Origin of the sequence: Martinezella multihospitum (assembly GCF_900094585.1) — a bacterium.
GTDB lineage: Bacteria > Pseudomonadota > Alphaproteobacteria > Rhizobiales > Rhizobiaceae > Rhizobium > Rhizobium multihospitium.
In genome coordinates this window covers 344,074-370,591 of sequence record NZ_FMAG01000006.1, presented here as the reverse complement: position 1 = coordinate 370,591, position 26,518 = coordinate 344,074, and the positions used below count along the sequence as shown (strand labels likewise).

At 59.6% G+C, this 26,518-nt stretch carries 27 protein-coding genes and 1 tRNA gene; 11 read left to right on the top strand and 17 right to left on the bottom strand.

The features are described 5' to 3' along the window. Nucleotides 1-5: 5 nt before the first annotated feature. The 3 genes from gpt to GA0061103_RS24655 all read right to left on the bottom strand — a co-directional run bounded on the left by gpt (nucleotide 6) and on the right by GA0061103_RS24655 (nucleotide 2,659). Nucleotides 6-503: a xanthine phosphoribosyltransferase gene (gene gpt / locus GA0061103_RS24665; RefSeq protein WP_015339639.1), complete on the bottom strand. Its 498-nt coding sequence runs from the start codon at nucleotides 501-503 to the stop codon at nucleotides 6-8. Nucleotides 504-819: 316 nt separating this feature from the next. Further along, nucleotides 820-1,665 (bottom strand): universal stress protein, encoded by an 846-nt coding sequence (locus tag GA0061103_RS24660; protein WP_092715920.1) that lies wholly within the window; start codon nucleotides 1,663-1,665, stop codon nucleotides 820-822. Nucleotides 1,666-1,903: 238 nt separating this feature from the next. Further along, on the bottom strand, nucleotides 1,904-2,659 hold the full coding sequence (locus GA0061103_RS24655) for a competence/damage-inducible protein A (RefSeq protein ID WP_092715918.1): 756 nt from the start codon (nucleotides 2,657-2,659) through the stop codon (nucleotides 1,904-1,906). 242 nt (nucleotides 2,660-2,901) lie between these two features. On the opposite strand from GA0061103_RS24655, the gene wrbA reads away from it, so the two are divergent. The 5 genes from wrbA (at nucleotide 2,902) to GA0061103_RS24630 (ending at nucleotide 5,979) form a co-directional block, all read left to right on the top strand. Then, complete coding sequence (wrbA, locus tag GA0061103_RS24650) at nucleotides 2,902-3,501, top strand: NAD(P)H:quinone oxidoreductase type IV (protein WP_092715791.1); 600 nt, start codon at nucleotides 2,902-2,904, stop codon at nucleotides 3,499-3,501. 214 nt (nucleotides 3,502-3,715) lie between these two features. Further along, a tRNA-Leu gene (locus tag GA0061103_RS24645) sits at nucleotides 3,716-3,801 on the top strand. A 77-nt stretch (nucleotides 3,802-3,878) separates the two neighbouring features. Further along, the gene (locus tag GA0061103_RS24640) at nucleotides 3,879-4,085 is read left to right on the top strand and encodes a hypothetical protein (protein ID WP_141694469.1); all 207 of its coding nucleotides are present in this window, start codon (nucleotides 3,879-3,881) and stop codon (nucleotides 4,083-4,085) included. 267 nt (nucleotides 4,086-4,352) lie between these two features. Next, on the top strand, nucleotides 4,353-5,603 hold the full coding sequence (ilvA, locus tag GA0061103_RS24635) for a threonine ammonia-lyase (RefSeq protein WP_092715916.1): 1,251 nt from the start codon (nucleotides 4,353-4,355) through the stop codon (nucleotides 5,601-5,603). A 37-nt stretch (nucleotides 5,604-5,640) separates the two neighbouring features. After that, the gene (locus tag GA0061103_RS24630; protein WP_092715788.1) at nucleotides 5,641-5,979 is read left to right on the top strand and encodes an HlyU family transcriptional regulator; all 339 of its coding nucleotides are present in this window, start codon (nucleotides 5,641-5,643) and stop codon (nucleotides 5,977-5,979) included. A gap of 111 nt (nucleotides 5,980-6,090) precedes the next feature. On the opposite strand, the gene GA0061103_RS24625 is transcribed toward GA0061103_RS24630, so the two are convergent. Then, complete coding sequence (locus GA0061103_RS24625) at nucleotides 6,091-6,867, bottom strand: SDR family NAD(P)-dependent oxidoreductase (protein ID WP_092715786.1); 777 nt, start codon at nucleotides 6,865-6,867, stop codon at nucleotides 6,091-6,093. A 105-nt stretch (nucleotides 6,868-6,972) separates the two neighbouring features. Between GA0061103_RS24625 and GA0061103_RS24620 the strand changes: the two genes are divergently transcribed. After that, nucleotides 6,973-7,554: a TetR/AcrR family transcriptional regulator gene (locus GA0061103_RS24620; protein WP_092715914.1), complete on the top strand. Its 582-nt coding sequence runs from the start codon at nucleotides 6,973-6,975 to the stop codon at nucleotides 7,552-7,554. Nucleotides 7,555-7,607: 53 nt separating this feature from the next. Here GA0061103_RS24620 and GA0061103_RS24615 read toward each other — a convergent pair whose 3' ends face one another. Beyond that, nucleotides 7,608-8,222: an FMN-dependent NADH-azoreductase gene (locus tag GA0061103_RS24615; protein ID WP_092715784.1), complete on the bottom strand. Its 615-nt coding sequence runs from the start codon at nucleotides 8,220-8,222 to the stop codon at nucleotides 7,608-7,610. A gap of 136 nt (nucleotides 8,223-8,358) precedes the next feature. On the opposite strand from GA0061103_RS24615, the gene GA0061103_RS24610 reads away from it, so the two are divergent. Continuing rightward, nucleotides 8,359-9,327 carry a LysR family transcriptional regulator gene (locus GA0061103_RS24610; RefSeq protein WP_092715782.1) on the top strand — a complete coding sequence of 323 codons (969 nt, stop codon included), beginning with the start codon at nucleotides 8,359-8,361 and terminating at the stop codon, nucleotides 9,325-9,327. Nucleotides 9,328-9,372: 45 nt separating this feature from the next. On the opposite strand, the gene GA0061103_RS24605 is transcribed toward GA0061103_RS24610, so the two are convergent. Both GA0061103_RS24605 and GA0061103_RS24600 read right to left on the bottom strand, forming a co-directional pair. Then, nucleotides 9,373-11,361 (bottom strand): bifunctional 2',3'-cyclic-nucleotide 2'-phosphodiesterase/3'-nucleotidase, encoded by a 1,989-nt coding sequence (locus tag GA0061103_RS24605; protein ID WP_092715780.1) that lies wholly within the window; start codon nucleotides 11,359-11,361, stop codon nucleotides 9,373-9,375. Between the two features lie 138 nt (nucleotides 11,362-11,499). Next, a complete protein-coding gene (locus GA0061103_RS24600) occupies nucleotides 11,500-11,859 on the bottom strand; it encodes a PilZ domain-containing protein (protein ID WP_092715778.1) in 360 nt (119 codons plus the stop codon). 163 nt (nucleotides 11,860-12,022) lie between these two features. On the opposite strand from GA0061103_RS24600, the gene GA0061103_RS24595 reads away from it, so the two are divergent. Next, nucleotides 12,023-12,826 carry an endonuclease/exonuclease/phosphatase family protein gene (locus tag GA0061103_RS24595; RefSeq protein ID WP_092715776.1) on the top strand — a complete coding sequence of 268 codons (804 nt, stop codon included), beginning with the start codon at nucleotides 12,023-12,025 and terminating at the stop codon, nucleotides 12,824-12,826. A gap of 6 nt (nucleotides 12,827-12,832) precedes the next feature. Here GA0061103_RS24595 and GA0061103_RS24590 read toward each other — a convergent pair whose 3' ends face one another. Further along, a complete protein-coding gene (locus GA0061103_RS24590; protein ID WP_092715774.1) occupies nucleotides 12,833-13,294 on the bottom strand; it encodes an Lrp/AsnC family transcriptional regulator in 462 nt (153 codons plus the stop codon). A gap of 152 nt (nucleotides 13,295-13,446) precedes the next feature. Here GA0061103_RS24590 and ald point away from each other — a divergent pair, with 152 nt between their 5' ends. Further along, nucleotides 13,447-14,565: an alanine dehydrogenase gene (gene ald, locus GA0061103_RS24585; protein ID WP_092715772.1), complete on the top strand. Its 1,119-nt coding sequence runs from the start codon at nucleotides 13,447-13,449 to the stop codon at nucleotides 14,563-14,565. A 17-nt stretch (nucleotides 14,566-14,582) separates the two neighbouring features. Here the strand turns inward: ald and GA0061103_RS24580 are convergent, their stop codons facing one another. The 5 genes from GA0061103_RS24580 to GA0061103_RS24560 form a co-directional block, all read right to left on the bottom strand. Continuing rightward, a complete protein-coding gene (locus GA0061103_RS24580) occupies nucleotides 14,583-15,092 on the bottom strand; it encodes a DUF1203 domain-containing protein (RefSeq protein ID WP_092715912.1) in 510 nt (169 codons plus the stop codon). An 81-nt stretch (nucleotides 15,093-15,173) separates the two neighbouring features. Then, a complete protein-coding gene (locus GA0061103_RS24575) occupies nucleotides 15,174-15,788 on the bottom strand; it encodes a GNAT family N-acetyltransferase (protein ID WP_092715770.1) in 615 nt (204 codons plus the stop codon). Next, the gene (sseA, locus tag GA0061103_RS24570; protein ID WP_092715768.1) at nucleotides 15,743-16,600 is read right to left on the bottom strand and encodes a 3-mercaptopyruvate sulfurtransferase; all 858 of its coding nucleotides are present in this window, start codon (nucleotides 16,598-16,600) and stop codon (nucleotides 15,743-15,745) included. Before sseA ends, GA0061103_RS24575 begins: the two co-directional genes overlap by 46 nt. Nucleotides 16,601-16,660: 60 nt before the next feature. Then, nucleotides 16,661-17,398 (bottom strand): alanyl-tRNA editing protein, encoded by a 738-nt coding sequence (locus GA0061103_RS24565; RefSeq protein WP_092715766.1) that lies wholly within the window; start codon nucleotides 17,396-17,398, stop codon nucleotides 16,661-16,663. Nucleotides 17,399-17,402: 4 nt separating this feature from the next. Next, nucleotides 17,403-18,443, bottom strand: a complete 1,041-nt coding sequence (locus GA0061103_RS24560) for a cysteine synthase A (RefSeq protein WP_092715764.1) — start codon at nucleotides 18,441-18,443, stop codon at nucleotides 17,403-17,405. A gap of 295 nt (nucleotides 18,444-18,738) precedes the next feature. Here GA0061103_RS24560 and GA0061103_RS24555 point away from each other — a divergent pair, with 295 nt between their 5' ends. Beyond that, complete coding sequence (locus GA0061103_RS24555) at nucleotides 18,739-19,569, top strand: SDR family NAD(P)-dependent oxidoreductase (protein WP_092715762.1); 831 nt, start codon at nucleotides 18,739-18,741, stop codon at nucleotides 19,567-19,569. 3 nt (nucleotides 19,570-19,572) lie between these two features. Here GA0061103_RS24555 and GA0061103_RS24550 read toward each other — a convergent pair whose 3' ends face one another. Continuing rightward, the gene (locus GA0061103_RS24550) at nucleotides 19,573-21,024 is read right to left on the bottom strand and encodes a cryptochrome/photolyase family protein (RefSeq protein ID WP_208603564.1); all 1,452 of its coding nucleotides are present in this window, start codon (nucleotides 21,022-21,024) and stop codon (nucleotides 19,573-19,575) included. Between the two features lie 254 nt (nucleotides 21,025-21,278). Here GA0061103_RS24550 and ugpC point away from each other — a divergent pair, with 254 nt between their 5' ends. After that, nucleotides 21,279-22,391, top strand: a complete 1,113-nt coding sequence (ugpC, locus tag GA0061103_RS24545) for a sn-glycerol-3-phosphate ABC transporter ATP-binding protein UgpC (protein WP_092715760.1) — start codon at nucleotides 21,279-21,281, stop codon at nucleotides 22,389-22,391. 113 nt (nucleotides 22,392-22,504) lie between these two features. On the opposite strand, the gene GA0061103_RS24540 is transcribed toward ugpC, so the two are convergent. The 3 genes from GA0061103_RS24540 to GA0061103_RS24530 form a co-directional block, all read right to left on the bottom strand. After that, the gene (locus GA0061103_RS24540; RefSeq protein WP_092715758.1) at nucleotides 22,505-24,121 is read right to left on the bottom strand and encodes a tannase/feruloyl esterase family alpha/beta hydrolase; all 1,617 of its coding nucleotides are present in this window, start codon (nucleotides 24,119-24,121) and stop codon (nucleotides 22,505-22,507) included. 558 nt (nucleotides 24,122-24,679) lie between these two features. Next, nucleotides 24,680-25,594, bottom strand: a complete 915-nt coding sequence (locus tag GA0061103_RS24535) for an ABC transporter permease subunit (protein ID WP_092715756.1) — start codon at nucleotides 25,592-25,594, stop codon at nucleotides 24,680-24,682. A gap of 7 nt (nucleotides 25,595-25,601) precedes the next feature. Then, a complete protein-coding gene (locus GA0061103_RS24530; RefSeq protein ID WP_092715754.1) occupies nucleotides 25,602-26,486 on the bottom strand; it encodes a carbohydrate ABC transporter permease in 885 nt (294 codons plus the stop codon). Nucleotides 26,487-26,518 lie beyond the last annotated feature (32 nt).

Sequence of the window (26,518 nt, the reverse complement as noted above, 5' to 3'; positions counted from 1 at the left end):
GGAGATCAGCCGCGATGCCCCTTGGCGATCGGCTCCTGATAGGTGAAGCCCATGTCCCACGGGAAGTAGATCCAGGTGTCCTGGCTGACCTCTGTGATAAAGGTGTCGATTGTAGGAACGCCGGTCGGCTTGGCGTAGACGCAGGCAAAATGCGCCTTGGGCAGCAGGGCGCGGACTTCGAGAGCGGTCTTGCCGGTATCGGTGAGATCGTCAATGACGAGGACGCCTTCACCGCCATTGACCGACAGTTCCGGTGCGATGCCTTTGAGCAGGTTCATTTCGCCCTGGCTGGAATAGTCGTGATAGGAGGCGACACAGACGGTCTCGATCAGCCGGATATTGAGCTCGCGAGAGATGATGGCAGCCGGCACGAGGCCGCCGCGGGTGATGCAGACGATTGCCTTGAATTCACGGTTGAGGCCGGCAAGCCGCCAGGCAAGCGCGCGCGCATCGCGATGGAACTGATCCCAGGATACGGGAAAGGCTTTATCGGGCAGGGACATGGCAGAAGGCTCCGGGGCATGGAATAATGACGCACCGGCAGCGCCGGCGACCCTGAGCAGACCCCGCGGCGGGCGCGGACCAAGAACCAAATCCGGAACGCGATTCGCTTGCTATCTGCTTGAACAGGATCTCGTCCAAGAAAAGCCATATGCTTTTCGGGATCATGCTCCTTCGACCGCGCGAACGGTTCCCTGGCGGGAATTCTGTCATCGGTCGCTGCTTTCTGCTGGATTTGCAGGCAAAAGGCAATAGCCGCAAAGCGGTCAACCGATGCACATTTGCACCGGTTGACATAGGATTTGAGCTTTCAGCCGCTCAGCGGGCCAGCAACGTCATTGCCGTCATCGATTGCAGCAGGGTGCGCGTCGTGCCGCCGAAGATCATCTGCCACAGCCAGGAATGCGTATAGGCGCCCATGACCAGCAGGTCGATGCTATCGTCGGCCAGACGGTTTTCGATGACCTGAGATGGCGTCGATTTGCCGGTGCAGGCTGCCGTCTCGAACTTGGCGCGAACGCCATGGCGTGTCAGCGCCGCTGCTATCCGGACGCCGGTTTCTCTGGACGGATGCGGGTCTTTTTCCGACGTGCTGACCGAAAGGATCTCGACCGAATCCGCAGTCTTGAGGAAAGGCAGGGCGTCGAAGGTGGCGCGGGCCACTTCCTTGGAGCCGTTCCAGGCGATCAGCACGCGGCGGACGGGCTTCGGCTCCTTGAGAATATAGGGGATCAGCAGGACCGGCCGGCCGCTGTCGAACAGGAAGGTTTCGACATCGACTTGCGTGTCGGCGTATTTTGACGGGTCCGGCTGCACTGCCACCAGAAGATCGGCGCTGCGGGCGCTTTCGATCAGTGGTTCGGTGCCGTAGCCGACGGTACTGGCAAAGCTGTGCCATTCGTAGTCGAGACCGGAGGCCTCCATCTTCGAGCGGAACACCCGCTCGATGTCGACCGCCTGATTATGGGCGACATCCTGAAGCGCCTGAACCGCAACAGGGTCTGGAATCTCCATCGGCGCCACCAGCGGAACGGTCGAGACGATTTCCGCATGAAGCCCGACGACATAGGCGCCGTGCTCCTTCGCGAGCGCTGCCGAAAACTCTGCAGCGATGCGCGTATTGTCGGGATTGTCGAGAACGGTCACTATCGTTTTGTAGGACATGAAGAGATCTCCCATGCGGAAGGGTTGGATCGGATCATGATATCAGCATTCCGCTACAAGATAACGTCCCGAACGCGCTGAGAGTTCCCAGCCGGTTGCACGCCCTCGTTGAACGTGAGGCCTCAGCCGACTGATTTTCGGTACAGCGCCGCGCGTCATATATGACGCGCAAAGGTCGCTGTCGTACTTTAAGTCTGCTGCATAATTTTAATCCTTAAATCGATCTCGATTTAAGGAATTATGCAGTCGCTTTCGACTGACGGATGGTTTCGATCATCGCGCGCACCTCGGCTGCGACACTTTCAACCAGCTCGGCAGAACGACCACGTACAACAATCTCGGTCGAGAAGAACTGGCCGACATAGCGAGGGTAGGAGCCGATGCTGGTATCGGGATGCGCCTTCTGGATGAGGCCGAGCGGCGTGCCGATCTCGCCCTCGCCATAGGGGCAGGAAATCGCTGTTGATAGCACTTTTGCGCCGGTCTTCAGCGTCGGGATGACATTGTCGAGCATCGCCTGGAAAACCTGCGGCACGCCTGCCATGACATAGACGTTGCCGATATTGAAGCCGGGAGCGGTCGAGACCGGATTGGCGATATGCTTTGATCCCACAGGCATGCGAGCCATGCGCTGACGGGCCTCGGTGAATTCCATCTCGCGCCGGGCATACATTTCGCCCATGATCCGCATGGCTTCGGCATCGTGCTCGCAGGGCACGCCGAAAGCCTTGGCGATGGCATCGGCGGTGATGTCGTCATGGGTCGGGCCGATGCCGCCCGAGGTGAAGACGTAATCATACTGACCGCGCAGGGCGTTCAGCGCCGAAACGATCGCGTCCTCATCATCGGCAACGATGCGGACTTCCTTCAGGTCGATGCCGGCCAGCAGCAGCACATCGGCGAGATGGCCGATATTCTTGTCCTTCGTCCGGCCGGAGAGCAGTTCGTCGCCGATGGCGAGCATGGCGGCTGTGACAATGGTTTCGTTCGACATGAAGACATCCAGGAAAATGCGCAATCCGCGCGTTCGCAAAAAGGTCCGAAATAGGTAGCGCTGTTTACGGCGAATGCAAACGCTCGTTTTGCCGGGCCGCCGGTCATCACAAGATGTTGCAAATGAATTTCCGTCTACACAGGATGAACACTGCGTTCTGAGCGTGGGGGCTGTGCCCCTGTCGCATCGCTGATACAACACTCCTCGACATTCAACGCGTCCAACAAACGGGAGACGTTCTTATGGCTAAGGTTCTGGTTCTCTATTATTCCGCTTACGGTCACATCGAGAAGATGGCCTATGCCGTCGCTGAAGGCGCAAAGTCCGCCGGTGCCGACGTCACGGTGAAGCGCGTGCCGGAACTCGTTCCGGAAGAAGTCGCCAAGGCCTCCTACTTCAAGCTCGACCAGGAAGCCCCGATCGCAACGCCGGACGAACTGGCCGAATATGACGCCATCATCGTCGGCGCCGGCACCCGTTTCGGCACGGTTGCCTCGCAGATGCGCAATTTCTGGGATCAGACCGGCGGTCTCTGGTTCGGCGGCAAGCTCGTCGGCAAGGTTGGCTCGGTCTTCACTTCGTCCGCGACCCAGCACGGCGGCCAGGAATCCACCATCCTCGGCTTCATTCCGACGCTCCTGCACCACGGTATGGCCGTCGTCGGCCTCCCTTACGCCTTCCAGGGTCAGATGGGCACGGAAGAAGTCAAGGGCGGTTCGCCCTACGGCGCCTCCACCATCACCAATGGCGACGGCTCGCGCCAGCCCTCCGAAATCGAACTGGAAGCCGCAAAGTATCAGGGCGCGCACGTCGCCAAGATCGCTGCCAAGCTCACGGCTTGATTTGAATTCTGCATATCGATTGAGAGAGGCGCGGCGAAGGCTGCGCCTCTTTCGTTTGCGAGATGCGTTGGCGGCGGTCCATTTGCATCAACCCGGTCGCGCTCATCGCTTGATTGAAGTCGCCGGCGTATCCGAGAAAGCTGGAGTCTAACTCAAAAAACGACCGCGCAGCGCTTTCCAAATCACACGACGCAAGATATTGAAATCGCCCAGCGCGGACGTGGCGAAACTGGTAGACGCAAGGGACTTAAAATCCCTCGGCCTTTGGCTGTACGGGTTCGACCCCCGTCGTCCGCACCATTGGCTCAGCAGGAAACGGGTGGCTGGCACCTGCGTCAATGCCTACTCTGATCCCATCAACCGGATCGGAGGGTGCCATGTCTATCTTCCTATATTTGCATGTGATCGCGGCAAAGCGTGGAGACGGTTTACGTGCGGAATTGGTCAATGCCCTGAAGCAGGAGCATATTCTGGACGAGCCCTTTGTTCTGACCGAGCGGGGTGTACCGGTTTGCCCGGAGACACTGGATGCCTCGGATGTAGCCTGTTCCGATGCTCGGAAAAACGATGCCACCGCGAAGTGACCCAGGCGAAGCCCGCCGTAGCCGACGGATCGGATGTAAGGCGGGCCTCTAACCATCATCATGATGGCTGTGTCATATTGGACGCAGGGGGAGCTTGGCTGTCAATTCACAGATTTAGGGGTTTCGACGGTCAGAGACATAAATGGTTAATTACCCGTTCGGTGCGGCCAATCTTGCCATTGCAGGACCGAAAACGCGATAAACAGGCTTTCTTTGCTCATCTTTCCTGTGTCATAGCGGAGGCGATTGAAGAAGGACGGACAAGCCGTGGACAAACAGACTGTTCTCGAAGCCACCGAGGCCATGCGTGGCCTCTTCCCCGTAACGCCGCTGCAGCTGAATGAGCATCTTTCGGCGCGCTATGGTGCGGATATCTGGCTGAAACGCGAGGATCTGACGCCGGTCCGTTCCTACAAGATCCGCGGCGCCTTCAATTTCTTCCGCAAGGTGATTGCTGAAGGCGGTACGGGAAAGACCTTCGTCTGCGCCTCCGCCGGCAATCATGCACAAGGCTTTGCCTTCGTCTGCCGCCATTTCGGCGTGCCGGGCGTGGTTTATATGCCTGTGACGACGCCGCAGCAGAAGATCGACAAGACCCGTATCTTCGGTGGCGAGTTCATCACCATCAAGCTCTTCGGCGATTTCTTCGATCAATGCTATCAGGCGGCGCGCGAGCATGTCGAACGCATCGATGGTGTCATGGTGCCCCCCTTCGATCATGCCGATATCATCGAGGGGCAGGCGACGGTCGCTGCCGAGATTGCCGAGCAGCTGCCTGAGGGCGTTACCCCCGATCACGTCCTTCTTCCCGTCGGCGGTGGCGGTCTTGCGGCTGGGATCACCGGCTATTTTGCCGATAAACTCCCCCGTGATGCCTTCACCTTCGCCGAGCCCGCCGGAGCGCCGAGCCTGCGCCGCAGCATCGAGGCGGGGCAGGTGGTGACGCTCGCCAAGGTCGACAATTTCGTCGATGGCGCTGCCGTCGGCCGTATCGGCGAGCTGAACTTCGCCGCCCTGAAAGGCTTTGCGGCCGAGCAGGTCAAGCTCATCGAGGAAAATGCCATCTGCGTCACCATCACCGATATGCTGAATGTCGAAGGCGTGGTGCTGGAGCCGGCCGGCGCGCTGGCGATCACGGCACTGGAAAAGCTCGATCGCGACAGCATCCGCGGCAAGACCATCGTTGCCGTCGTCTCCGGCGGCAATTTCGACTTCGAACGCCTGCCTGACGTCAAGGAACGCGCCATGCGCTATGCGGGCTTGAAGAAATACTTCATCCTGCGTCTGGCGCAGCGCCCCGGCGCGCTTCGCGATTTCCTCAACATGCTCGGGCCGGAAGACGATATCGCCCGCTTTGAATATTTGAAGAAGAGCGCCCGCAATTTCGGCTCGATCCTCATCGGCATCGAGACGAAGAATCCGGATAATTTCAAGCAGCTTATCGCCAATTTCGAAAGTTCCGGCATGGGCTACGAGGACATCACCGAAAACGAGATCCTGGCCAACCTGATCATTTGACTTTGCGACCTTGCAACCTTCATGCTAAAGGCGATCCATGGCTTCATTCTTTTCAAATATCATCTCGATCTTCACCGGCGGTGCATCGCAGGCGGGCACTGAAAAGTCTGGCGGTTCTACGGTCAGTGTAGAACCACAGGTGCATGCCGGCTGCACGATCCATGCGACCCCGCAGCGCGAGGGCAACCAGTTCCGCCTCATGGGCCGGATCGAGAAGGATGTGAACGGCGAGATCCTGGTGCGCAATTTCATCCGCGCCGACGTTTTCACCTCGTCTGATGATGCGGTGGAATCGACCTTCCGCAAGGGCCAGCAGATCATCGATCAGAACGGCGCCGGCCTCTTTGGCGACGGTGAAAAGGTTCGCCAGGTCTGATCGTCAGTCCTATTTTTTGATACGTCTATGGTTGCTGGGCCGCCTCCGCGTTAGCTTCTGGCGGCCCGTAATACTTCCTGAAATCGAGAGCTAACTGGATTTTCGCTGGCCTCAAGCCGTGCGGAACAACTTCGCACCGGACGGAGCGTTGATGGCGCCGCCGTCGACCGTGATTTCGATGGCCGTCACGTTGGCGGAATCGTCGGAGGCGAAGTAGAGCGCGGCCCTGGCGATTTCATCGGCTTCGCTCATGCGGCCGAGCGGGCTCAGGCTGCCGAAGCGGGTCTGCAGCGCATCCAGGGCCTCCGGCGTCGCAGCACGCGGCTCCCAGATCGGCGTCTTGGTGGCGCCCGGCGTCACCTGGTTGACGCGGATGCCGCGGGGCGCAAGTTCGGAAGCGAGATTGCGGGTCATGGCGCGAACGGCGCCCTTGGTGCCTGCATAGGCCGAAGCGCCGGGAATGCCGAGGACGGCGTGCACGGAGCCGTTCAGGATGACGGAGCCGCCATCGTTCAGATACGGCAGGGCGGCCTGCACGGTGAAGAAGACGCCGGTGAAATTGATGCGGACGATGGTTTCGAACTGCTCAAGCGTCGTCTTGCCGAGCGGGGTATCGCCGGCAATGCCGGCATTGGCAAAGACCACATCGAACTTTCCAAGCTTCTCCGCCGCCTCGGCAAAGGCCTTCTCCATCGCCGGGATATCGGTGGTGTCGGCCTGTAATGCCAGCACGCCGCCGCCGAGTTGTTCCGCTGCCGCAGCCAGTGTTTTGGCATTGCGGCCCGTTATGGCGACTTTGGCACCTTCGGCGAGAAAGAGGCGGGCGGTGGCAAGGCCAATACCGCTGTTTCCGCCGGTGATGATGGCGACCTTGTTCTTGAGACGCATGTTCGTAGCTCCTGTTGGCTTTCATCACGATCTGGATTATGATCGTTATCTATAAGGATTATGATCGTAATCCATTTTGTCAAGCCGGGCACGAAAGGATTTTCGATGGGCCGTTCGCAATTGGAAAAGCAGAAGACGCATGAGCGCATCGTGACGCTCGCCGCCAAGCGGTTGCGCGAGGAGGGACTGGAAGGGATCGGCGTTGCCGACCTGATGAAGGAGGCGGGTTTGACCGTCGGCGGCTTCTACAAGCATTTCGCCTCACGCGATGAACTCGTGGCGGAAGCCATGGAATCAGCGATCGGATCCTGGCGACGGCAGCAGGAGGAAATGGGGATCGATCCTGAAAGCATCCCGCTCAACGATTATGTCGATACTTATCTCAGCGAACGTCACCGCGATCATTGCGGCGAGGGCTGTGCCTATGCGGCGCTGACGGCGGACATGGCGCGCAGCAGCGATGCAGTCCGTACCGTCGCGACGGACGGCTTGCGAAGGAATTTCGACGCGATGACGGCGCGCATGCCGAAGCCTGAGACAGCCGAGGCAAGGCGCAAGGCAATCATCGCCTCCTGCCTGATAACCGGAGCCCTCGGCCTTGCGCGCGTGGCGAATGACGAAGCGCTTTCCAATGAAATTCTGGAAACAGTGAGGCAGTTCGTGAAGGAATTGCCGCAGTCAGAATAGCAAAGCGGCCGGTTGGAGCCGGCCGCCTGTCATCATCGGAATAATGCTGCCAATTAAGCGGCGAGAGCCAGCTCGGAAGCGCGGGCCTGGGCGGCACCGATGGCCTTTTCGGCAGCTTCCGGACCGAAGGCGACGCCCTCGATGTAAACGGTCTCGACATCGGTGATGCCGATGAAGGCGAGAACCGACTTCAGGTAGGGAACGGCATGGTTCAGCGGGGCAGCCGGACCTTCGGAGTAGACGCCGCCGGAGGCGAGCACGATGTAGGCCTTCTTGCCGGTGGCAAGGCCCTTCGGGCCGGTTTCCGTGTAGGTGAAGGTGCGGCCGGCGCGGGCGACGTTGTCAATCCAGGTCTTCAGCGAGGAGTAGATGTTGAAGTTGATGAGGCCGGTGCCGATGACCAGCGTGTCGGCTGCCAGCAGCTCGTCGACGAGTGCGTCGGAAACCTTGACCAGTTCCTGCTGCTCGGGCGTGCGGGCATCGGCCGGCGTGCGGATGGCGGCGGTGAAGGGGCCGTCGATATGCGGCAGGTTGTCGGCGGCGAGGTCGCGCTTGACGAGCGTCTTGCCCGGGTTGTTGGACTTGATCTTCTCGGCCAGTTCGGTCGCGATCTTGGTGGAGAGCGAGTCCGGACGCGGGCTGGAGGTCAGAAGCAGAATGGAGGACATATCCGTTTTCCTTTTCAATGAGTTGCTAAATCGGCTGGGAGAGTCCGATCGCCTTTGCATCAATAGATAAGTCTTCAGTGCTATCGAGAAAAACTGTGATAATATGGATTGGAATTATCGATAGAATGGATGGCAGATGCTCCCCAATCCCACCCTCGACCAATTGCAGGTCTTTTTGACCGTCGCGGAGTCAGGCAGTTTTTCGGCTGCTTCGCGTATGCTCAACCGTGCGCAATCGGTCATCAGCTACACGATCGCCAATCTGGAGGCCCAGCTCGAAGTGCCTTTGTTCGAGCGGTCGGGCTCGCGCCAGCCGAAGCTGACGGATGAGGGCAGGGTGATGCTGGAGGATGCGCGCCGCATCCTTTCCGATCTCCAGGTGATGCGCGCCAGGGTGAAAGGCCTGAAGACCGGGCTCGAGGCGGAAGTGGCCGTCGCCATTAGCGTCATGGTGCCGGTTCACGCCACCGTCGATGTGCTACGCGAATTCCGTGACCGTTTTCCCTACGTGTCTTTGCGGCTCGACACCGGCGAACTCGGCTCGATGATGGAACTCGTCTCCAGTGGCAAGTCGACGATCGGCATCGGCGGCTCCGTGGTGAAGCAGGATGATGCCCTGGTCATCGAGCGCATCGGCCATTCCTTCATGATGCCGGTCGCGGCACCGACTCACCCGCTAGCGCAGATGGGAAGACCATTAACGCTGGCCGATGTGCGCGACGAGATCCAGCTCGTCGTCACTGACGCCTCTAGCCTGACGAATGGCAGGGATTTCAACGTCCTGTCCTACAAGGTCTGGCATGTGAGCGATATCGCCACCAAGCATCAGCTGATCCGCGGTGGTCTCGGATGGGGTGGCCTGCCGGCATCGTTCATTATGGAAGACCTGCAGAAGGAGCGGCTGGTGCCTTTGGCGCTCGATGCCTATGACCAGAGCGAATATCCGCTCTATGCGGTGCGCAAGGTCGACAATCCTCCAGGGCCGGCTGCAGCCTGGATGATAGAGGCTTTCCGCTCGCGTCTGGCACGATGCCCGAATCACGAGGATTTCAAATCCGCCGTTGAGATGTTCCATCCGGGAGACAAGCGTCTCGCCGCAGAATGAGAAAATCCTCTCCCCGAAACGGGGAGAGGACAATCGCGCCTGTGATTACAGCATTAGGCGGTAGTTACGGAAGCCGTCCGCGCCTTCGCCGGCGTCTTCGATCTTCACGCTCTTGACCTGATCGAGGAAATCCTTGGCCTTCGGCGAGCTTTGGAACCGTACGGTCGTGTCCGCCAGCGGCTTGAAGGTCCAATTGCCGTCCGCGGTCGGGTTGATCGTGCCCTGATCGTGGACATAGCGCACGATGACGTCGCGGTTGGTGTCCGGCGCCTGGTAGACGACCTTATCCGCTGCGATTTCCGGGAAGTTGCCGCCGCCGCCGGCACGGTAGTTGTTGGTGACGACCAGGAATTTCTGCGCGGGGTCGATCGGCTTGCCGTTAAACTGCAGGTTCTGGATGCGGTTTGCATCGGCATTCAGAACCTTGCCGTCATCGCCAAAGCGGCGCGGCTGCGACACGTCGATCTGGTAGGTGACGCCGTCGATGACATCGAAATTATAGGACGGGAAGCTGTTGTTGATGAGATCCGCATCCTTGGCGCCCGGCTGCACCTGGTTGAACATCGCAGCCGACATTTCCAGCCAGTTCTTGACCTGGGCGCCGTTGATGACGACCGCCTGCACGGTGTTCGGGTAGAGGTAGAGGTCCGCGACGTTCTTGATGGCGATATTGCCGGCCGGAACGTCGGTATAATAGTCGGCGCCGTTGCGGCCGCCGCACTTGAAAGGTGCTGCAGCCGAAAGAACCGGCAGGTCCTTGTACTGCGTTTCCTTCAGCATGTCCTTGATGTACCAGACCTGCGCCTGGCTGACGATCTGCACCGACGGGTCGTCGGCAACCAGCGCGAAGTAGGAGTAGAGCGGCGCGGAGGTCTTGCCGACGGGGGTGCGCACATAGGTCAGCGTCGCCTCGTGCTCGGCCTTGGCGGCTTCCACCACTTCCTTCTTGTCGGCGACATCTGCGACGACCTTCTTCTTGTCGTCGCGGTGATAGATCGGCCGTGCTTCGGAGGTGAAGTCGACGATCTTCCAACTCTTGCCGTCCTTTTCGAGCAGCAGGTCGATAAGGCCGAGATGCGAGCCCCAGAAGCCGGCCATGACGGCGGGCTTGCCGTGCAGCGTGCCCTTGACCGGATCGGCGTCCTTGATGCCGTCCCAGGTCTTCGGGCCAGGGAAGACGAGATGCTGGTGGCCGGTGAAGACGGCGTCGATGCCATCGACCGCGGCGACATAGAGCGAGGCATTTTCCATCTTGTCGCTCGGGCCGCTGCCGTCGATGCCGGAATGCGAGAGAGCGATGACGATATCGGCGCCTTCGGCCTTCATGACCGGAACCCAGGCCTTGGCGGCCTCGACGATATCGCGCGTCTGCGCCTTGCCTTCGAGGTTCTTGATATCCCAGAGCATGATCTGCGGCGGCACGAAGCCGATGAAGCCGATCTTGATCGGGCTTTCATTGCCGGCACCGTCCTTGATCTTCTTTTCGAGGATCAGATAGGGCTTGAAGAACAGGTCGTCCTTCGTCGGGTCGGAGGCGAGCTGGCCCTTGGTCAGGTTGGCGCAGACGAACGGGAAGTTTGCGCCGGCCAGCACCTTGAACATGAAGTCGAGGCCGTAGTTGAATTCGTGGTTGCCGAGCGTTCCCACGGAATAGCCGAGCGTGTTCATCGCCTTGATGACCGGATGGACGTCGCCGTCCTTCATGCCGTGCTGATAGGCCATGTAGTCGCCCATCGGATTGCCCTGCAGCACGTCGCCATTGTCGATGAGGAGCGAGTTGGTGGCTTCGGCGCGGATATTATCGATGATCGTCGCCGTGCGCGTCAGGCCCATCGTGTCGTTTGGCTTGTCGGCATAGTAGTCGTAGGGGAAGACGTTGACGTGAATGTCGGTCGTTTCCATGAGGCGCAGATGCGCCTGGTTGCCAGCGGCGCGGGCGGCGAAGGGATGCAGCACGATCAGCGCTGCCGTGGCGCTGAGGCCTTGCAGCAAGGAACGGCGCGACATGCTGGGCAAATCCAGAATGGAAGACATAAGACACTCCTTCAACGATGGGGCTATAAGTCCGTCGATCATCTCTCGGGCGAGGGAGATTAGGACGATTTTTGAAGGTGTGCACCAGGAATGTGACAGGCTTATTGTGGATCGTAGCCGGCTTGCGCCGACATTCGATCAACGCTTGAGAACTGGCTTTATGTCCTTGTGGAAAAAGCGGAAATAGGACGCGACTTTCGCCGAGGCATTGGACGAGCGATCGAATTCGATGCCGATGCGGCCATTGTGAGCCCAGCGCACGAAACCGTCCAGCAAGCCGATATCGTCGCATTCGACGCGAACCTTGCTGCCGGCGGCGGCATAAAGCGGCGACTGCAGGTCGAGCGCAATGCCGCTGGTGGAAATATTGACCACGCGGCCAGCGACGAGCTTGGTGAAATAGCGAACCTGACCCGTCAACCGGGCATGATGGCGCGGCGAACCTCGCGTCTTGATTTTCAGATTGCCTTCGACAAGAGATTTGGGAGAGGATTGCATGATATTATCCCGGTTCGCGCATCTTTTTTCCTCTTCTGGATAGCAGGCGAGCATTGAGAGATGCTTATGCTAATCGCTAAAATTGTAGTCGAGAGTCTCGAATCGGTACTGGATCGGGTGCCCGGCACGTGACCTGCAATGTGAATATTTGGGGGAGCAGAAGATGCGCATCGTTTCGTTGAATGCATGGGGTGGCCGGCTTTATGAGCCGTTGATGCCTTATCTCGCGGATGTCGATGCAGATGTTTTGTGCCTGCAGGAGGTGGTTCGTACGCAGGATGCGGACAGCAGATGGCTGGTCTATCGCGACCATGGCGTCGAGCTTCCGCAGCGCGCCAATCTCTTCGAGGAGCTGAAGGCTGCTTTGCCGGCTTACGATGCCTTCTTCCTCCCCGTCGCGCGGGGCGATCTCTTCAACGGTGACAGGCGATTTGACTCAGAATTCGGGCTGGCGACTTTCGTGCGCAAAACCCGTCCGATCATTGGCCAAGCAACCGGCTTCGTTCACGGCGAATTTTCGGCTGACGGCTATGGACCGCATCCGCGTTCCCGCAATGCCCATTGCATCCGCCTCTTTGACTATGAGCGCGGCTATCCCATCACCATTGCCCATATGCACGGCCTGCGAGATCTGGAAGGCAAGGGAGATACGCCGGCCCGGCGCCATCAGGCGAATGCGCTCGTCGAGATCATTCGCCAGGTTCGGCAGGAAGGCGACCGGCTGGTTGTTTGTGGGGATTTCAACGTGCTGCCGGATAGCGAGACCTTCGAAATCCTCGGCAGCCTCGGGCTTGTCGATCTCGTCACCTCGCGGGGACATGACGACACGCGCACCTCATATTACAAGAAGCAGCCGCGTTTTGCCGACTATATGTTGGTGACGCCCAACGTCGAGGTTGTCAGCTTCGATCCTGTAGCCGAGCCAGAGGTTTCGGACCATCGCGCCCTATTGCTGGACATGCGCTGACGGGCATCACAGGCCGACATTCGGCCGATCGATGACTTCGCGCAGCGCGAAGCTCGAATTGATCTTCACGACATGGGGCAGGGCGGAAAGCCAGTCGCGATGGATGCGTTCGTAGTCCTCGAGATCCCGCGCGGCGACGCGCAATATGTAGTCGTATTCCCCCGACATGAGGTAGCAGGAGAGCACGTTGGGGCAGCGCTTCACCGCGGTTTCGAATTCCGAAAGCGTCTTGGCGAACTGGCCGGATAGCGAGATGTGCACGAAGGCGATCATCTTGTAATCCAGCGCCTTGTGCGAGAGATGCGCGTGATAGCCGTCGATGACGCCGCTTTTTTCCAGAATATCGAGCCGCCGTGAACAGGCCGAGGGAGATAGGCCGATCTTCTCAGCCAGCTCCGCATTGGTGATCCGCGCATTCTGCTGCAGCATCCGCAGAATCGAATGATCGATGGCATCAAGGTCGGACATTCGAAGATCCTTCGAAGAAATTCCTATTCGCGCAATAAATCACGAAAAATGACTGCAGCGCAAATCGTCTTTGCAAGGACATTGCAGAGCGGAGGTGGTCTGATTCCAGGTGGAGAAAATGTCGGACGCAAAAGCATTCGAGGAGGAATGAAATGCGCGTTGGTTGCCCCAAGGAAATCAAGAACCACGAATATCGCGTCGGCCTGACGCCGGCGTCCGTTCGCGAATATGTCGCCCATGGCCATGAAGTCTGGATCGAAACGAAGGCTGGTTCCGGCATCGGTGCCGACGATCACGCCTACATTGCAGCCGGTGCCAAGATCGCCGCAAGCGCCAAGGACATCTTTGAGAGGTGCGATATGATCGTGAAGGTCAAGGAGCCGCAGCCCTCCGAATGGGTGCAGCTTCGCGAGGGCCAGCTTCTCTACACCTACCTGCATCTGGCGCCAGATCCCGAACAGACCAAGGGCCTTCTCGCTTCCGGCGTCACTGCCGTTGCCTACGAGACCGTGACCGACGAACGCGGCGGCCTGCCGCTGCTGGCGCCGATGTCCGAGGTCGCCGGTCGCCTGTCGATCCAGGCGGGCGCGACGGCCCTGCAGAAGGCCAATGGCGGCCTCGGCATCCTGCTCGGCGGCGTGCCGGGCGTGCTGCCGGCCAAGGTGGCGATCATCGGCGGTGGCGTCGTCGGCCTGCATGCGGCCAAGATGGCGGCCGGTCTCGGTGCCGATGTCAGCATTCTCGATCGCTCGCTGCCGCGTTTGCGCCAGCTCGACGATATCTTCAACGGCCGCGTTCACACCCGCTATTCCAGCATTCAGGCGCTGGAAGAGGAAGTCTTCTCCGCCGATCTGGTGATTGGCGCCGTCCTCATCCCCGGTGCCGCGGCGCCGAAGCTGGTCACGCGCGAGATGCTGTCGGGCATGAAGCAGGGTTCTGTCATCGTCGATGTCGCCATCGATCAGGGCGGCTGCTTCGAAACCTCACATGCGACGACGCATTCCGATCCGACCTATGTGGTCGAGGGCGTCGTGCATTACTGCGTCGCCAACATGCCGGGTGCGGTCCCCGTGACCTCGGCACACGCCTTGAACAATGCCACGATCTATCACGGCCTCGCCTTGGCCGATCGTAGCTTGCGCGCCATCGCGGAAGACAAGCACCTCCGCAATGGCCTCAATGTCCATAAGGGGCGCATCACCAACCGGCCGGTGGCCGAGGCGCTTGGTTATGAAGCCGTTGCGCCGGAAAGCGTTCTGAACGTCGCGTAAAGCCCATCACGCGAACGTCAGATGGAGGCGCCGGCATCCGCGTATGCCGGCGCTCCTATTTTGTCGATCCGGCATTGATAGCAATTGTTACGTGCTGAGCGGACATGCACATAGGCGATGTCGGGACGCTCAAGCAGCGAGGCCGCATAGATGGGAATGTCGCCGGTCGGCGTTACCGCGCCGGTCCCGTAGATAATGCGGTCGTTCTTGCCATAACCGCGCACGATGAAATCCCGGCTGGTCGCCAGCACCGGCGGTAGAACTTCTGCCGCTTCGTAGCGCTGGCAAGGCGCCTTGTGCAGGAAGATCGGACCGGTTTCGGCGTAAGGCTGCAATTCCGGGAAGGGGCGATAGGCGAAGACGAGCAGCTCCTCTCCTGCATCGATATTGCGCAGGCAATGGCGGCAGGGATGGCCGGGACCATCGGAGATCATGGTCTCCGGCTGATGACCGTAGGCATCGGCGCCGCCGCTCCACAGAACTTCAGCGTCGGATGTGGGCATGGCTGCAAAAGCGATGGAAGGCATGGCAAAGCTCCTTTCGAGATTTGCCATGTGATGTGCTGGAACAAGACCAGAAACCACCCGATTCCTGCCGCTATGGAACCCTTAGCCCTTCTTGGCTAGCTCTAGCAGTTCTTTGTCGCTCAAGGGCCTGACAATGCCTTCACCTGTCGAGATCGGCGAGAAGCCGAACATCTGATAGAGCTGTAACGCTCTCGGATGATCGAGATTGTTCGTCGTCGTGATGATCCGCTGCGGGTTCAGCGTCCAGATGGCGTAGAGCGACTGCAGTAGGAACCATTTGCCGATGCCGAGGCCGAGCGCGTTTTCGATGAGGCCGAAATGGCTGAGCTCGATCGTCTCCTCGTCCTGACGGAAATATTCGAAGAAGCCGCCCGGCGCGCCGTTGACGTAGAGCACGCTGATATCGTTGCGCTGGTCGTGAAGAACAGCCGTCAGCTGCTCGTCGGAGAGGCGCAGACGCTCCACCCAGTGCCAGCGGGCACCGACCTGACGATAGAGATAGCGATAGAAGGGCAGCGGAATACCGGGCGCACGCATGATCGCCGTTTGGATGTTGACCGGCACCGGCAAGCTTGTCTTGGGCGGTGCGGTCATTTCCAGACGAGTGATGTGAACCTTGATGGACGAGGGTGTCTTCACGGTCGGGATGCTCAATCTTGACCAGTGACGATGGGCGTATCCGCCCGGCTGCCCCATTCCGACCAGGAGCCGTCATAGAGCTTGTTGTTGTCATGGCCGAGGGATTCGAGCGCCAGCGTGATGATGGCTGCGGTAATGCCGGAGCCGCAAGTGGTCACCACAGGCTTTTCGAGATCGATGCCGGCCTTCTCGATCGTTTCCCGCAGCTCCGACAGGGACTTGAAGTTGCCGTTCGTGGCAAAGACACCCGAAGGCAGGCTTCTGGCGCCCGGCATATGACCCGAACGCATGCCTTCGCGCGGCTCCGGCTCGGTCGCGGCAAAGCGCCCGGCACTGCGGGCATCGGCGATCTGCAGGGAATGGCTGTCGACGATGCCGCGCATCTCGTTGAGCGAAACCACGCGGCTGCCGTTGAACTTGGGCTTGAAGGTCGCGGGCGCGAAAGCGGGGAGTGCCGTCTCCAGCGGCCGTCCCTCCGCCTTCCAGCCATCCAGGCCGCCGTCGAGCACGAAGACGTTCGGGGCGCCCATGACGATGTGGAACAGCCACCAGACGCGCGGCGAAGCAAACAGGCCCGGACCGTCATAGATCACGATGCGATCGCTCTCGCTGATGCCGAGCTTGCCGACTTCCTCCGCGAAGAATTCGGGCGAGGGGACCATATGCGGCAGGTTGGTCGAATGATCTGCAATCTTGTCCTGGTCGAAGCGGATGGCGCCGGGAATATGGCCGCTGGCATATTCGGCATCGGCATCGCGCTTCTGGGCGGGCAGGTAGAAGGATGCGTCGAGGATGCGCAGATCCTTGGCGCCCAGCTCGCCTTGCAGCCAGTCGGCGGATACGACGAAACGGCTCTTGTCCGCTGCCATGATGATCTCTCCCTGCTATGGTTTATTGGTCTTGGTATCGGGATATAGGCGCTTACCTGGTCAATTCTCGTCCGCCGGCGCGCCGAAACGAATGCGGAAGCGGCGGTTTTCCTTGCCCTTCTTCTCGATCTTGGCGATATGGATCGCGCCGACTTCCTGCGTCTCCGAAACATGCGTGCCGCCGCAGGGTTGGCTGTCGATGGCCGAATCCTCGCCGATGCAGACGAGGCTCACCCGGCCGAGGCCCATCGGCGGGCGCACATTCTTGGATTTGACGATGCCGGGATTGGCGATCAGCTCCTCGTCCGTGATCCAGCGGACGAAGATCGGATGGTTCTCGTTGACGAGCGCCATCATCCTGGCCGTCACCTCGTCCTTGTCGATCGTCTCGCTCATGTCGAAATCGACCCGGCTTTCGTCCTCGCCGACTGCCGCGCCCGTGATTGGATATTGGCAGACCACCGAGAGCAGATGGCAGGCGGTATGCATGCGCATGAGCTTGTAGCGGCGCGCCCAGTCGATGTGCAGCACGAGCTTCTCGCCGACGATGGGCCGCGGCTCACCCTCAAGCGGCGCATGGATGATGATGTCCTTGATCGGCCCATGCTTCGTCTGGCCGAGCACGATCCTCGAGCCGTCGCCGCGCTCCAGGAAGCCCGTATCGCCGGGCTGGCCACCTGAGGTGGCATAGAAGCAGGTCTGATCGAGCTCGATGCCCCCATCTTCGTGGATTGCGGTGACGACTGCCTCGGCGGTCGAGAGATAGAAATCGTCACGATAGAGGGCATTGACGGTCATATGATCACGCTATTGTTTCGTATGGGACGGCGATATCCGTCCGCTTTTCGAGATAAGCCGGCAGCGGCAAGCCCTTGGACTTCAGAAAGTCCGGATTGAAGAGCTTGGACTGATAGCGATTGCCGTAGTCGCACAGGATAGTCACGATGGTATGTCCAGGACCGAGATCCTTGGCGAGACGAACCGCGCCGGCAATATTGATGGCCGTGGAGCCGCCGAGGCAAAGGCCCTCGTGCTCCACCAGGTCGAAGACATAGGGAAGCGCTTCCGCATCCGTGACCTGATAGGCGAAATCAGGCGTGAAACCTTCCAGGTTCGCCGTGATGCGGCCCTGGCCGATGCCCTCGGTGATCGAGGAACCGGAGGATTTCAGCTCGCCGTTCTTGTAGAATTCATAGAGCGCGGCACCTTCCGGGTCGGCAATGCCGATCTTGATGTCCTTGTTGAAGGCATGCAGACCCATGGCGACGCCTGCCAGCGTGCCGCCGGAGCCGACCGAGCAGATGAAGCCGTCGACCTTGCCATTGGTATCCGCCCAGATTTCCTTGGCGGTCGTCTCGATATGGGCCTGACGGTTGGCGACGTTGTCGAACTGGTTCGCCCAGATCGCGCCGTTCGGCTCGGTCTTTGCAAGCTGTTCGGCAAGCCGGCCCGAAACCTTCACGTAGTTGTTCGGGTTCTTGTAGGGGACTGCCGGAACTTCCACCAGTTCGGCGCCGAGCAGCTTCAGCGCGTCCTTCTTTTCCTGGCTCTGTGTCTCAGGAATGACGATGACGGTGCGGTAGCCGAGCGCCTTGGCGACAAGCGTCAGGCCGATGCCGGTATTGCCTGCGGTCCCTTCCACGATGACGCCGCCTGGCTGCAGCAACCCCTTCTTTTCGGCATCACGAATGATGTAGAGAGCGGCGCGATCCTTGACCGACTGGCCGGGGTTCAGAAATTCCGCCTTGCCGAGAATGGTCGAGCCCGTCGCCTCGGAGGCGCCCTTGAGCTTGATCAACGGCGTATTGCCAATTGCTTCGAGGACGGACGGATGGACGGTCATGGAATCTGCCTTCTGTTCGCAACTACTGTAAGAACGGTCTTTTCCCTTCACAAGGCGGCATAGGCAAGAAATTCTGTTCCTTGCTCCTTGTTCGCGCCGCAAAATTCGACTTGGCAGCCATCATTGGCTGAAGTTTTCCAATGGACGCACCAGTCCCCGGTTGGTGACATCGATTTCCGTGTCGAGCCGTCAAACCGGCCGAAAGCGGCCACAATGATACGCTATTTCTAAAATGCCACGACGGTCGCTGTTTGAAGCGTTTGATTTAGGCGGCCGCCAGCCAAGGAGAAGAGCCATGAGCCCGTTCATCGCACGTCCTGAACATGGAGTGGTCTGGATCACCGGCGCCAGTTCCGGTATCGGCCGCGCGCTGGCGCTGAAGCTGGCCGAGGAAGGATACAAGGTCGCCGTTACGGCTCGCAGCCACGACAAGCTTCTGGCACTGCAGGCAGAGGCCGGTGCGCTTGCCGGCAGCATTGTCGTGCTCGATGGCGACGTGACTGATGCCGAGGATATGGAGCATACCGTTGCCGCCATCGAATACCAGCACGGCCCCATCGCTCTGGCAGTTCTGAATGCCGGCATCTACCTGCCGGCACGGGGGGAAGACCTCAATCACGAAGTGTTCGAGCGCAGTTTCGCCGTCAATCTTCATGGTGTCGTCAATTGTCTCGTTCCGGCGGTGCGGCATATGCGGGCGAGGGGATATGGCCAAGTTGCCCTCGTATCCTCCGTGGCCGGTTATGGCGGTCTGCCCGGCGGCGCGGCTTACGGAGCCAGCAAGGCTGCACTGATCAACATGGCCGAAAGCCTGAATTTCGAGCTCGACCGCATGGGCATTCACATCCAGCTCATCACCCCAGGCTATGTCGACACGCCGTTGACCGCGCAGAACAAGTTCGAGATGGCTGATATCGTGTCGGCACAGCAGGCGGCTGATGCGATTGCTGCCGGATTGAAATCTCCATCCTTCGACATCAGTTTCCCGAAGAGCATGGTCTATCGGGCAAAGCTGCTGAAGTTCCTTCCCTACGGCCTCTATTTCAAGGTGCTGAGGTATTTTCTCGGGAGCAGCAGCAAGCGCGGGTCGGTCGGGCCGCGCATAACCGCGCATCCGGCCGAATAGCGCCTATCCATCATCTTTGAGCGATGCGTGCGCAGCGAGTGCACACCGCCGCGCCATGGCATGATCGATGATGGGGCGGGGATAGTGCTTGCCGAGTTCTATGCCCGCACCTTTGAGCACGTCATCAGGTGCCTCGAAAGGCCGATGGATATATTTGCGGTCGAGATCGGCCAGCTCCGGCACGAAGGTCCTGACGTAGCCGCCATCCGGATCGAATTTCTCGCCTTGCAGCACCGGATTGAAGATGCGGAAGAAGGGCGAGGCATCGGCGCCGGAGCCCGCAACCCACTGCCAGTTTGCCGTATTGGCGGCCGGATCGGCATCGACGAGCGTATCGCGAAACCAGGCTTCGCCGTCACGCCAGTCGATCAGCAGGTCCTTGATCAGGAAGGAGGCGGTGATCATGCGGACGCGATTATGCATCCAGCCATGGCGCCAAAGCTGCCGCATGCCGGCATCGACGATCGGATAGCCGGTTTGCCCGCGCTGCCAGCGTCTCAGCAACTCGGCATCGGGAAGCCAGGGGAAGCCGTCGTAGCGATCGTTCCAGTTTTCCGTCCTGAGTTTTGGGAAATGAAAGAGCTGATGATAGCAGAATTCGCGCCAGACAAGCTCCTTGCGGAAGCGCACGACATTGTCCTTGGCGATGTTGTCAGGCAGCCCGCGCGTCGCATGCCAGATACGGGCAGGTGAAATCTCTCCGAGCGCCAGATGCGGCGAGAGCAGCGAGGTTGCCGGCTTGTCCGGAAAATCGCGCTCGACCGCATAACCGTCGACAGCGCCATCGATGAAGTCCCTCAGTTTCTCCTGTGCCGCGGCTTCGCCCGGTGTCCACATCTGCGGGAAGGCGGTTGCCCAGTTCGGCTTGGTGGGTAGCAACGACCAGGCATCGAGCGTATCCGATTTCGGCCAATGGCTGGGAGCCGGAAGCGTTTCGGGCGCCTCGATCGGAAAGGGCGGCTCGCCGGATTGCTCGAACGCGCGCCAGAACGGCGTATAGGTCTTGTAATGGCTGCCGCCGCCGGTGCGCAGGCGCATCGGCTCATGCAGCAGCTGGCCGGCAAAGCTTTCGGCTTCAATGCCGTTGTCCCGTAGCGCCTTCTTGATCTGCGTGTCCGCCGCTATGCCGGCGGGATCGTAACGCCGGTTCCAGACGATGGCCCCGGCGCCAGTCTCTGCAATAAGTTTATCGAGCACAGCCAGCGCATCGCCTTGTCGAAGGGTGAGCCTGCTGTTGAGCGTACCGAGAGCCAGTTGCAGCGCAGCTAGCGAATGATGCAGCCACCATTCCTGTGCGCCGCCCAGCGGTCCGCTGCCATCCTCTTCAGGCTCGCGAATATAGATCGGAATGACGGGGCGGCCTGATGTCGCGGCGGCTTGCAGGGCGTGATTGTCGTCGAGACGCAGGTCCTTGCGAAACCACAGCAGAATGGGGTTCGCCCCCGTCTTCGATATCGTCATGATCATCGCCGATCGATTTGCCTTTTAGTTTCCCGCATGTCGTGTTGCCATCCAGACCGGCATACGACATGGCCAGCGAAATGGTTCCACTACCGGGCGTTTCATAAGGGAGCCTTGAACGCAACTCCCGTTGGGGAATCTTGATTCCGCTTGTGATATAAGGGATCCTTGTCACTGTTCTGTAATGCAAATTCGCTAGCAGTCCACCCGATTGGCAGGCCCAGAATTGACAGGCGGGGAAGATTAAAATGGCGGAAATCCGGATCGAACAAGTTCGCAAGGCCTATGGACGCAATCCGGTCGTTCATGGCGTTGACCTGAATTTCCGATCGGGCGAATTTGTCGTCATCCTCGGACCTTCCGGCTGCGGCAAGTCCACGCTGCTGCGCATGATCGCCGGCCTTGAGGACATTACCTCGGGCGAGATCATCATCGACGGCAAGGTGGTCAACCAACTCGAGCCGCGCGAGCGCGGCTGCGCCATGGTCTTCCAGAACTACGCGCTCTATCCGCACATGGATGTCGCCGCCAACATGGGCTATGCGCTCAAGGTCGCCGGCGTGCCGCGCGAAGAGCGTGATCGCCGCATCAGGGAAACCGCCAAGATCGTCGGCCTCGAGGATTTCCTCGCCCGCAAGCCGGCCGAGCTTTCCGGCGGTCAGCGCCAGCGCGTCGCCATGGGCCGCGCCATCATCCGCGAGCCGAAGGTCTTCCTTTTCGACGAGCCGCTTTCCAACCTCGACGCCAAGCTGCGCGTGCAGATGCGCGTCGAGATCCGCCGCCTGCACAAGCGCCTGTCGGCGACCTCGGTCTTCGTGACGCACGATCAGGTCGAGGCCATGACGCTCGCCGACAAGCTCGTCGTCATGTACAAGGGCAATGTCGAGCAGGTCGGCACACCGCTCGAAGTCTACAACACGCCGCGCACCCGCTTCGTCGGTTCCTTCATCGGCTCTCCGGCCATGAATTTCCTGGAAGGCACTTTCGCGGCCAATGGCGAGCAATTCATCTTCGACGGCATTCCCATCGCCATCGACGCCAATATCGGCAAGCGCCATGCCGGCCAGCCGGTTGCTCTCGGCCTGCGGCCGGAACATGCACGCCTCGTTCCTGCCGGCACGCCCGGCGCCATACCGGCAACGGTCGATTTCGTCGAAGAACTCGGTGCCGGCCGCGTCATCCATTGCGACATCAACGGTTCGAGCTTCGCCGTCGCCGTTGCCGATCACACGACCGGCCAGACCGGCCAGTCCGTAGCACTGGAACTGCCGCAGCAGCACACGCATCTCTTTGCCCAGGATACCGGGCTGCGGCTCGATGCCGTTGCCTCCGTCACGCCGCTCAAGGTGCTGGCGAGCTGATTTCAAACATAACTTTTCAGTAGGTGTGCCCGGAAGTTTTCCCGACTTCCGGGCTTTTTTATACGGAGTTTGATCGATTGCCGCAGCGATCCAGACCTAAACCCGCCGGCAGATCATTTCGCGCATTCGAAATTCTCCGGCTTGCTCGGGTCGGTCGCGCCGGATTTGTACTTCGGGTAGGAGGGATATTCGCACATGGGCCGCGTACGACCGGCGCCATCCTTGCCAGCATCGCTGACGATCAGATTTTCAGGGGCTTTCCCTTTTTCCACCCAGTTCTCCAATGCGGTCAACGGGTCCCAGGCGGCGATGAACTTGCCGCTGCCATGGCCGAAGCCCGGCACAAGATAGAAGCGCAGGAAGCTATGGGTATTCTCCGCTCCCATCGTCTTCACGACGCGCTCATAATAGGCCACCGTATTATAGGGCGAGATCGCGAAGTCGATGGTACCGTGCATCAGCAGCATTTTTCCGCCGCGTTTTTCGAAGGCGGAGAGGTCGGCGCTGTTTGCATCGATCAGCCTGGAAACCTGTGCAACCCGCTTGGCATATTTCGTCGGATCGAAAGTCATTGTGTCGAACTTCGGATCCCGCACGACCGCATAACGGATCATTGGATCGGCAAGGACGGCCAGGCCGAAATTGGCGAATGGCGTCGGCGGTGTCGTCACATCAGGCGACGAGCCGAAACCCCAGAGACCATAGAGATCGCCCCCTTGAAAAATCGGCCAGCGGGCGAAGCCATCGACGCCATCCTCCAGCCTGACCGGGGACTTGTAAGGCGTATTGATCGTCTTCAGCACGGCGATCTGCGCATCCGAAAGGCAGGTATTGCCCTCATCCTCGCCGCTTGTGCAACGAAGATCTTCGACCTTGAAGGTCGCATCGCACGCTGCCGTATTTGAAATGAGACCGTCTTCGACACCGTCGAGCTTGTCGCACGCCTTGGTGACGGCCGTGTTGAGCAACTCCACTTTCGCAGGGCTCAAATAGGCACCGTTCTTGTAGAAAGCCTTGGCAAGATAGTTACCGGAGAGCTGCAGGGCGGAGAAGGGATTGGCGGGATGGGTGACGATGGCGCCGTCATAATCGGCGGGCCAGCGCTGGATCGCGATCAGGGATTCGTGCCCGCCTTGGGAATTGCCCTGAACATAGCTCTTCTGCGGCTTCCGGCCGTAATAACCTTCGACCACGGCCATGGTAACGTCGTGGGTCTTCTTGATCTGGAGACCGCCGAAATTGGCGAGCGCCTCGTCGTTCAGAAGAAATTTGCCGTCGAGCACGGAAGGAGACTGGTGGCCGCTATCGCTGCCGAAGGTCACATAGCCGCGCTGAAGCGGCGTCTTGACGGCGTCCGATCCAAAGGAGACGTTCTTGACCGCCTCGATCAGAGTTCCGTCATATCCGCCGCCGCCGTATTGGATGATCTTGTCGTTCCAGGCGAGCGGCAGGTTGATTTGGAAATTGATATTGGGCGCCTTGGGGTCGATAGGCTCGATGCCGCCGAGCACCTTGCAGAAGCCGCCACCTGCAGCCTGCTCACCTTTGACGAGATCGGCGGAATAGACGACGCCGCGACGGGCCGGCTCGCCGATCTTCTCGGGCGAGATCAACATCCCGCGCAGGGCCATGCAATGCGCTTCTTCCGGTGTCGGCATGTCCTGAGCGGCACTGATACCCGCGCTCAGCAAAAACGCCGCATTTGCTATCGTCAAATGCCACAGTCTCATTCCATCCTCCTCCTTGCAATTTTGAAACGCTCGCGCGATTGGACTTGTCGTCCGAAAAATTCTTCGGTTCGCTCCGGAAATTTGCGCATGCAACATCGCTTCGTCACTGATGCCGGCCGCACCTCAGCGATGCGGAGCGAGATCACGGCGAAAAACATGCGGCGAGCGGAAGCTTGACGACTCCTCCAATCGGCCTCTCCATCCGATTGCGTCGGTGAAAAATGCAGGGAACGGCGGAGCGTCACAATGCATTTTTCAAGCAATAAATTGCACTAATCGAACATCGGCAGGTGCGCATGGCCAGTCGCTCCCGACAGATGCGGGGATGTTTGAACAATTGCCGTTCGGTCGTGAGGTGGGGTAATTCGCCTGCGGTGGAATGCTGATGGCAGCTAGGTGCGTAGCGGAATGCTCAATCGAGGCAGCGAGCAGCCAGCTTGGACCGGCATTGCATTGGAGGACTAGGGTAGGGGCCATCAGTCCGATGCCGGGATGGCTCGCCGGTTGCTCCCTGTCGAAAACTGTCGCGCCCGCGAACGGGCGCGACAGATAGCCATATCACTTCTCGGTGGCGATCACGCCGCGAACAACCCAACGCTGCATCAATACCACGACAGCAAGCGGTGGAATCATGACGATCAGCGTGCCGGCCATGGCGATATGCCATTCCGGAAGGCCGCCCACGTTCGGGATGAGCGATTTGAGCTCCATCACCGCAGTCGTATACGCTGGATCTGTGGTGATCAGTATTGGCCACAGATACTGGTTCCAGGCCCAGAGGAACATGATGGTGCCTAGCGCGGCCATGTTGGTGCGCGACAACGGCAGCAGGATGTCGATGAAGAAACGCAGTGCCCCGGCGCCGTCCATGCGGGCGGCCTCTGTGAGTTCGTCCGGTATCGTCAGGAAGAACTGACGGTAGAGGAAGGTGCCGGTCGCCGTCGCGATCAGCGGCAAGATCAGGCCGGGGTAGGAGTTAAGCAGTCCCAGGTTCAGCGATACTTCGACACCTGTAATCTTCTGGATGAGCCAGCTGATGCCGGTGATGTCGAGGAGCCCCTGGTAGGGCGACAGGACGTTCGCTATGACCGCGTAGGTCGGCACGATGCGCACTTCGAGCGGCAGCATCAGCGTTATGAAGATCAGCCAGAAAAGGATGCCTCGTCCCGGATAGCGGAAATAGACCAGCGAAAAGGCTGTTATCGCCGAAATGACCACCTTTCCCACCGCGGTGCCGGTGGCCAAGATCAGGCTGTTCAGCAGCTTGGGGCCGAGATTAGCGGTGGTCCAGGCTGTCTTCATGTTGACCCAAAAGTCCGAGCCTGGGATCAGCGACATCGGAACCGTGTTGACGTCGGCGAGATTGTGCGACGCGGCGATCGCTACGATAGCCAGCGGTGCCACGGCCATGACGAAACCAAGAAACAGGATCAGATGCGTAAAGAAATTGAGAACGGGTGTGCGCTCGACCATGTCAACCTCAACGATAATGCACGCGCTTCTCGATGAAGCGGAACTGGAAGATGGTAAGCATGACGATCAGCAGCATCAGTATGATGCTCTGTGCCGCCGCACCGGAAAAATCAAGGCCCCTGAAGCCATCGGAATAGATCTTGTAAACCATCAGATTGGTCGAGTTGTGCGGGCCACCCGAAGTCATGATGTCGACGATGCCGAACGCTTCCTGGAAGCTCTCGGTGATGTTGATGACAAGCAGGAAGAAGATCGTCGGCGTGATAAGCGGGAATTGGATGTCCCAGAAACGCCGGAGCACACCGGAGCCGTCCATCGCGGCCGCCTCGATCTGTGAGCGCGGTATGGCCTGGAAAGCGGCCAGGAAGAAGATGAAGCTATAGCCGATATATTTCCAGGAGAAGGCGACGATGATACAGGCCATGGCGGCGTTGCCATCGAGGCCCGGGTCCCAGAAGCCTGGCCAATAGTGATTGACGAAGGACATGAAGCCGGCTTCAGGTGCCAGGATGAAGCGGAAGGCCATTGCCGACGCAGGTGCGGCGATGCCGTAGGGCCAGATCAGCACCACGCGATAGATTTTCGAACCGCGCAATTGCCGATCGGTCAGGGCTGCGAATATGAGCCCGGCCCCCATGGAAATGGCAGTGCTGATAGCTGCAAAAATGATGCTGATCGTCACCGAATTCCAGTAATCTGCATTTGCAAGGATGGATTTGAAATTATCGAGTCCAACCCAGATGTTGCCGCCGCCCCAGGGTTGCTGGAGCGTCAGCGACCAGAAGACCGCCTGACCAGCCGGCCAATAGAAAAAGGTGAAGATAAGAAGCAGCTGCGGCACCGCGAAGAGGATGCCGACGCTCCATTTGTTGAAAGTGATACGCTTTTCCATTGTCTCTTCCGGCTTGGGGGCCTGATGCCACG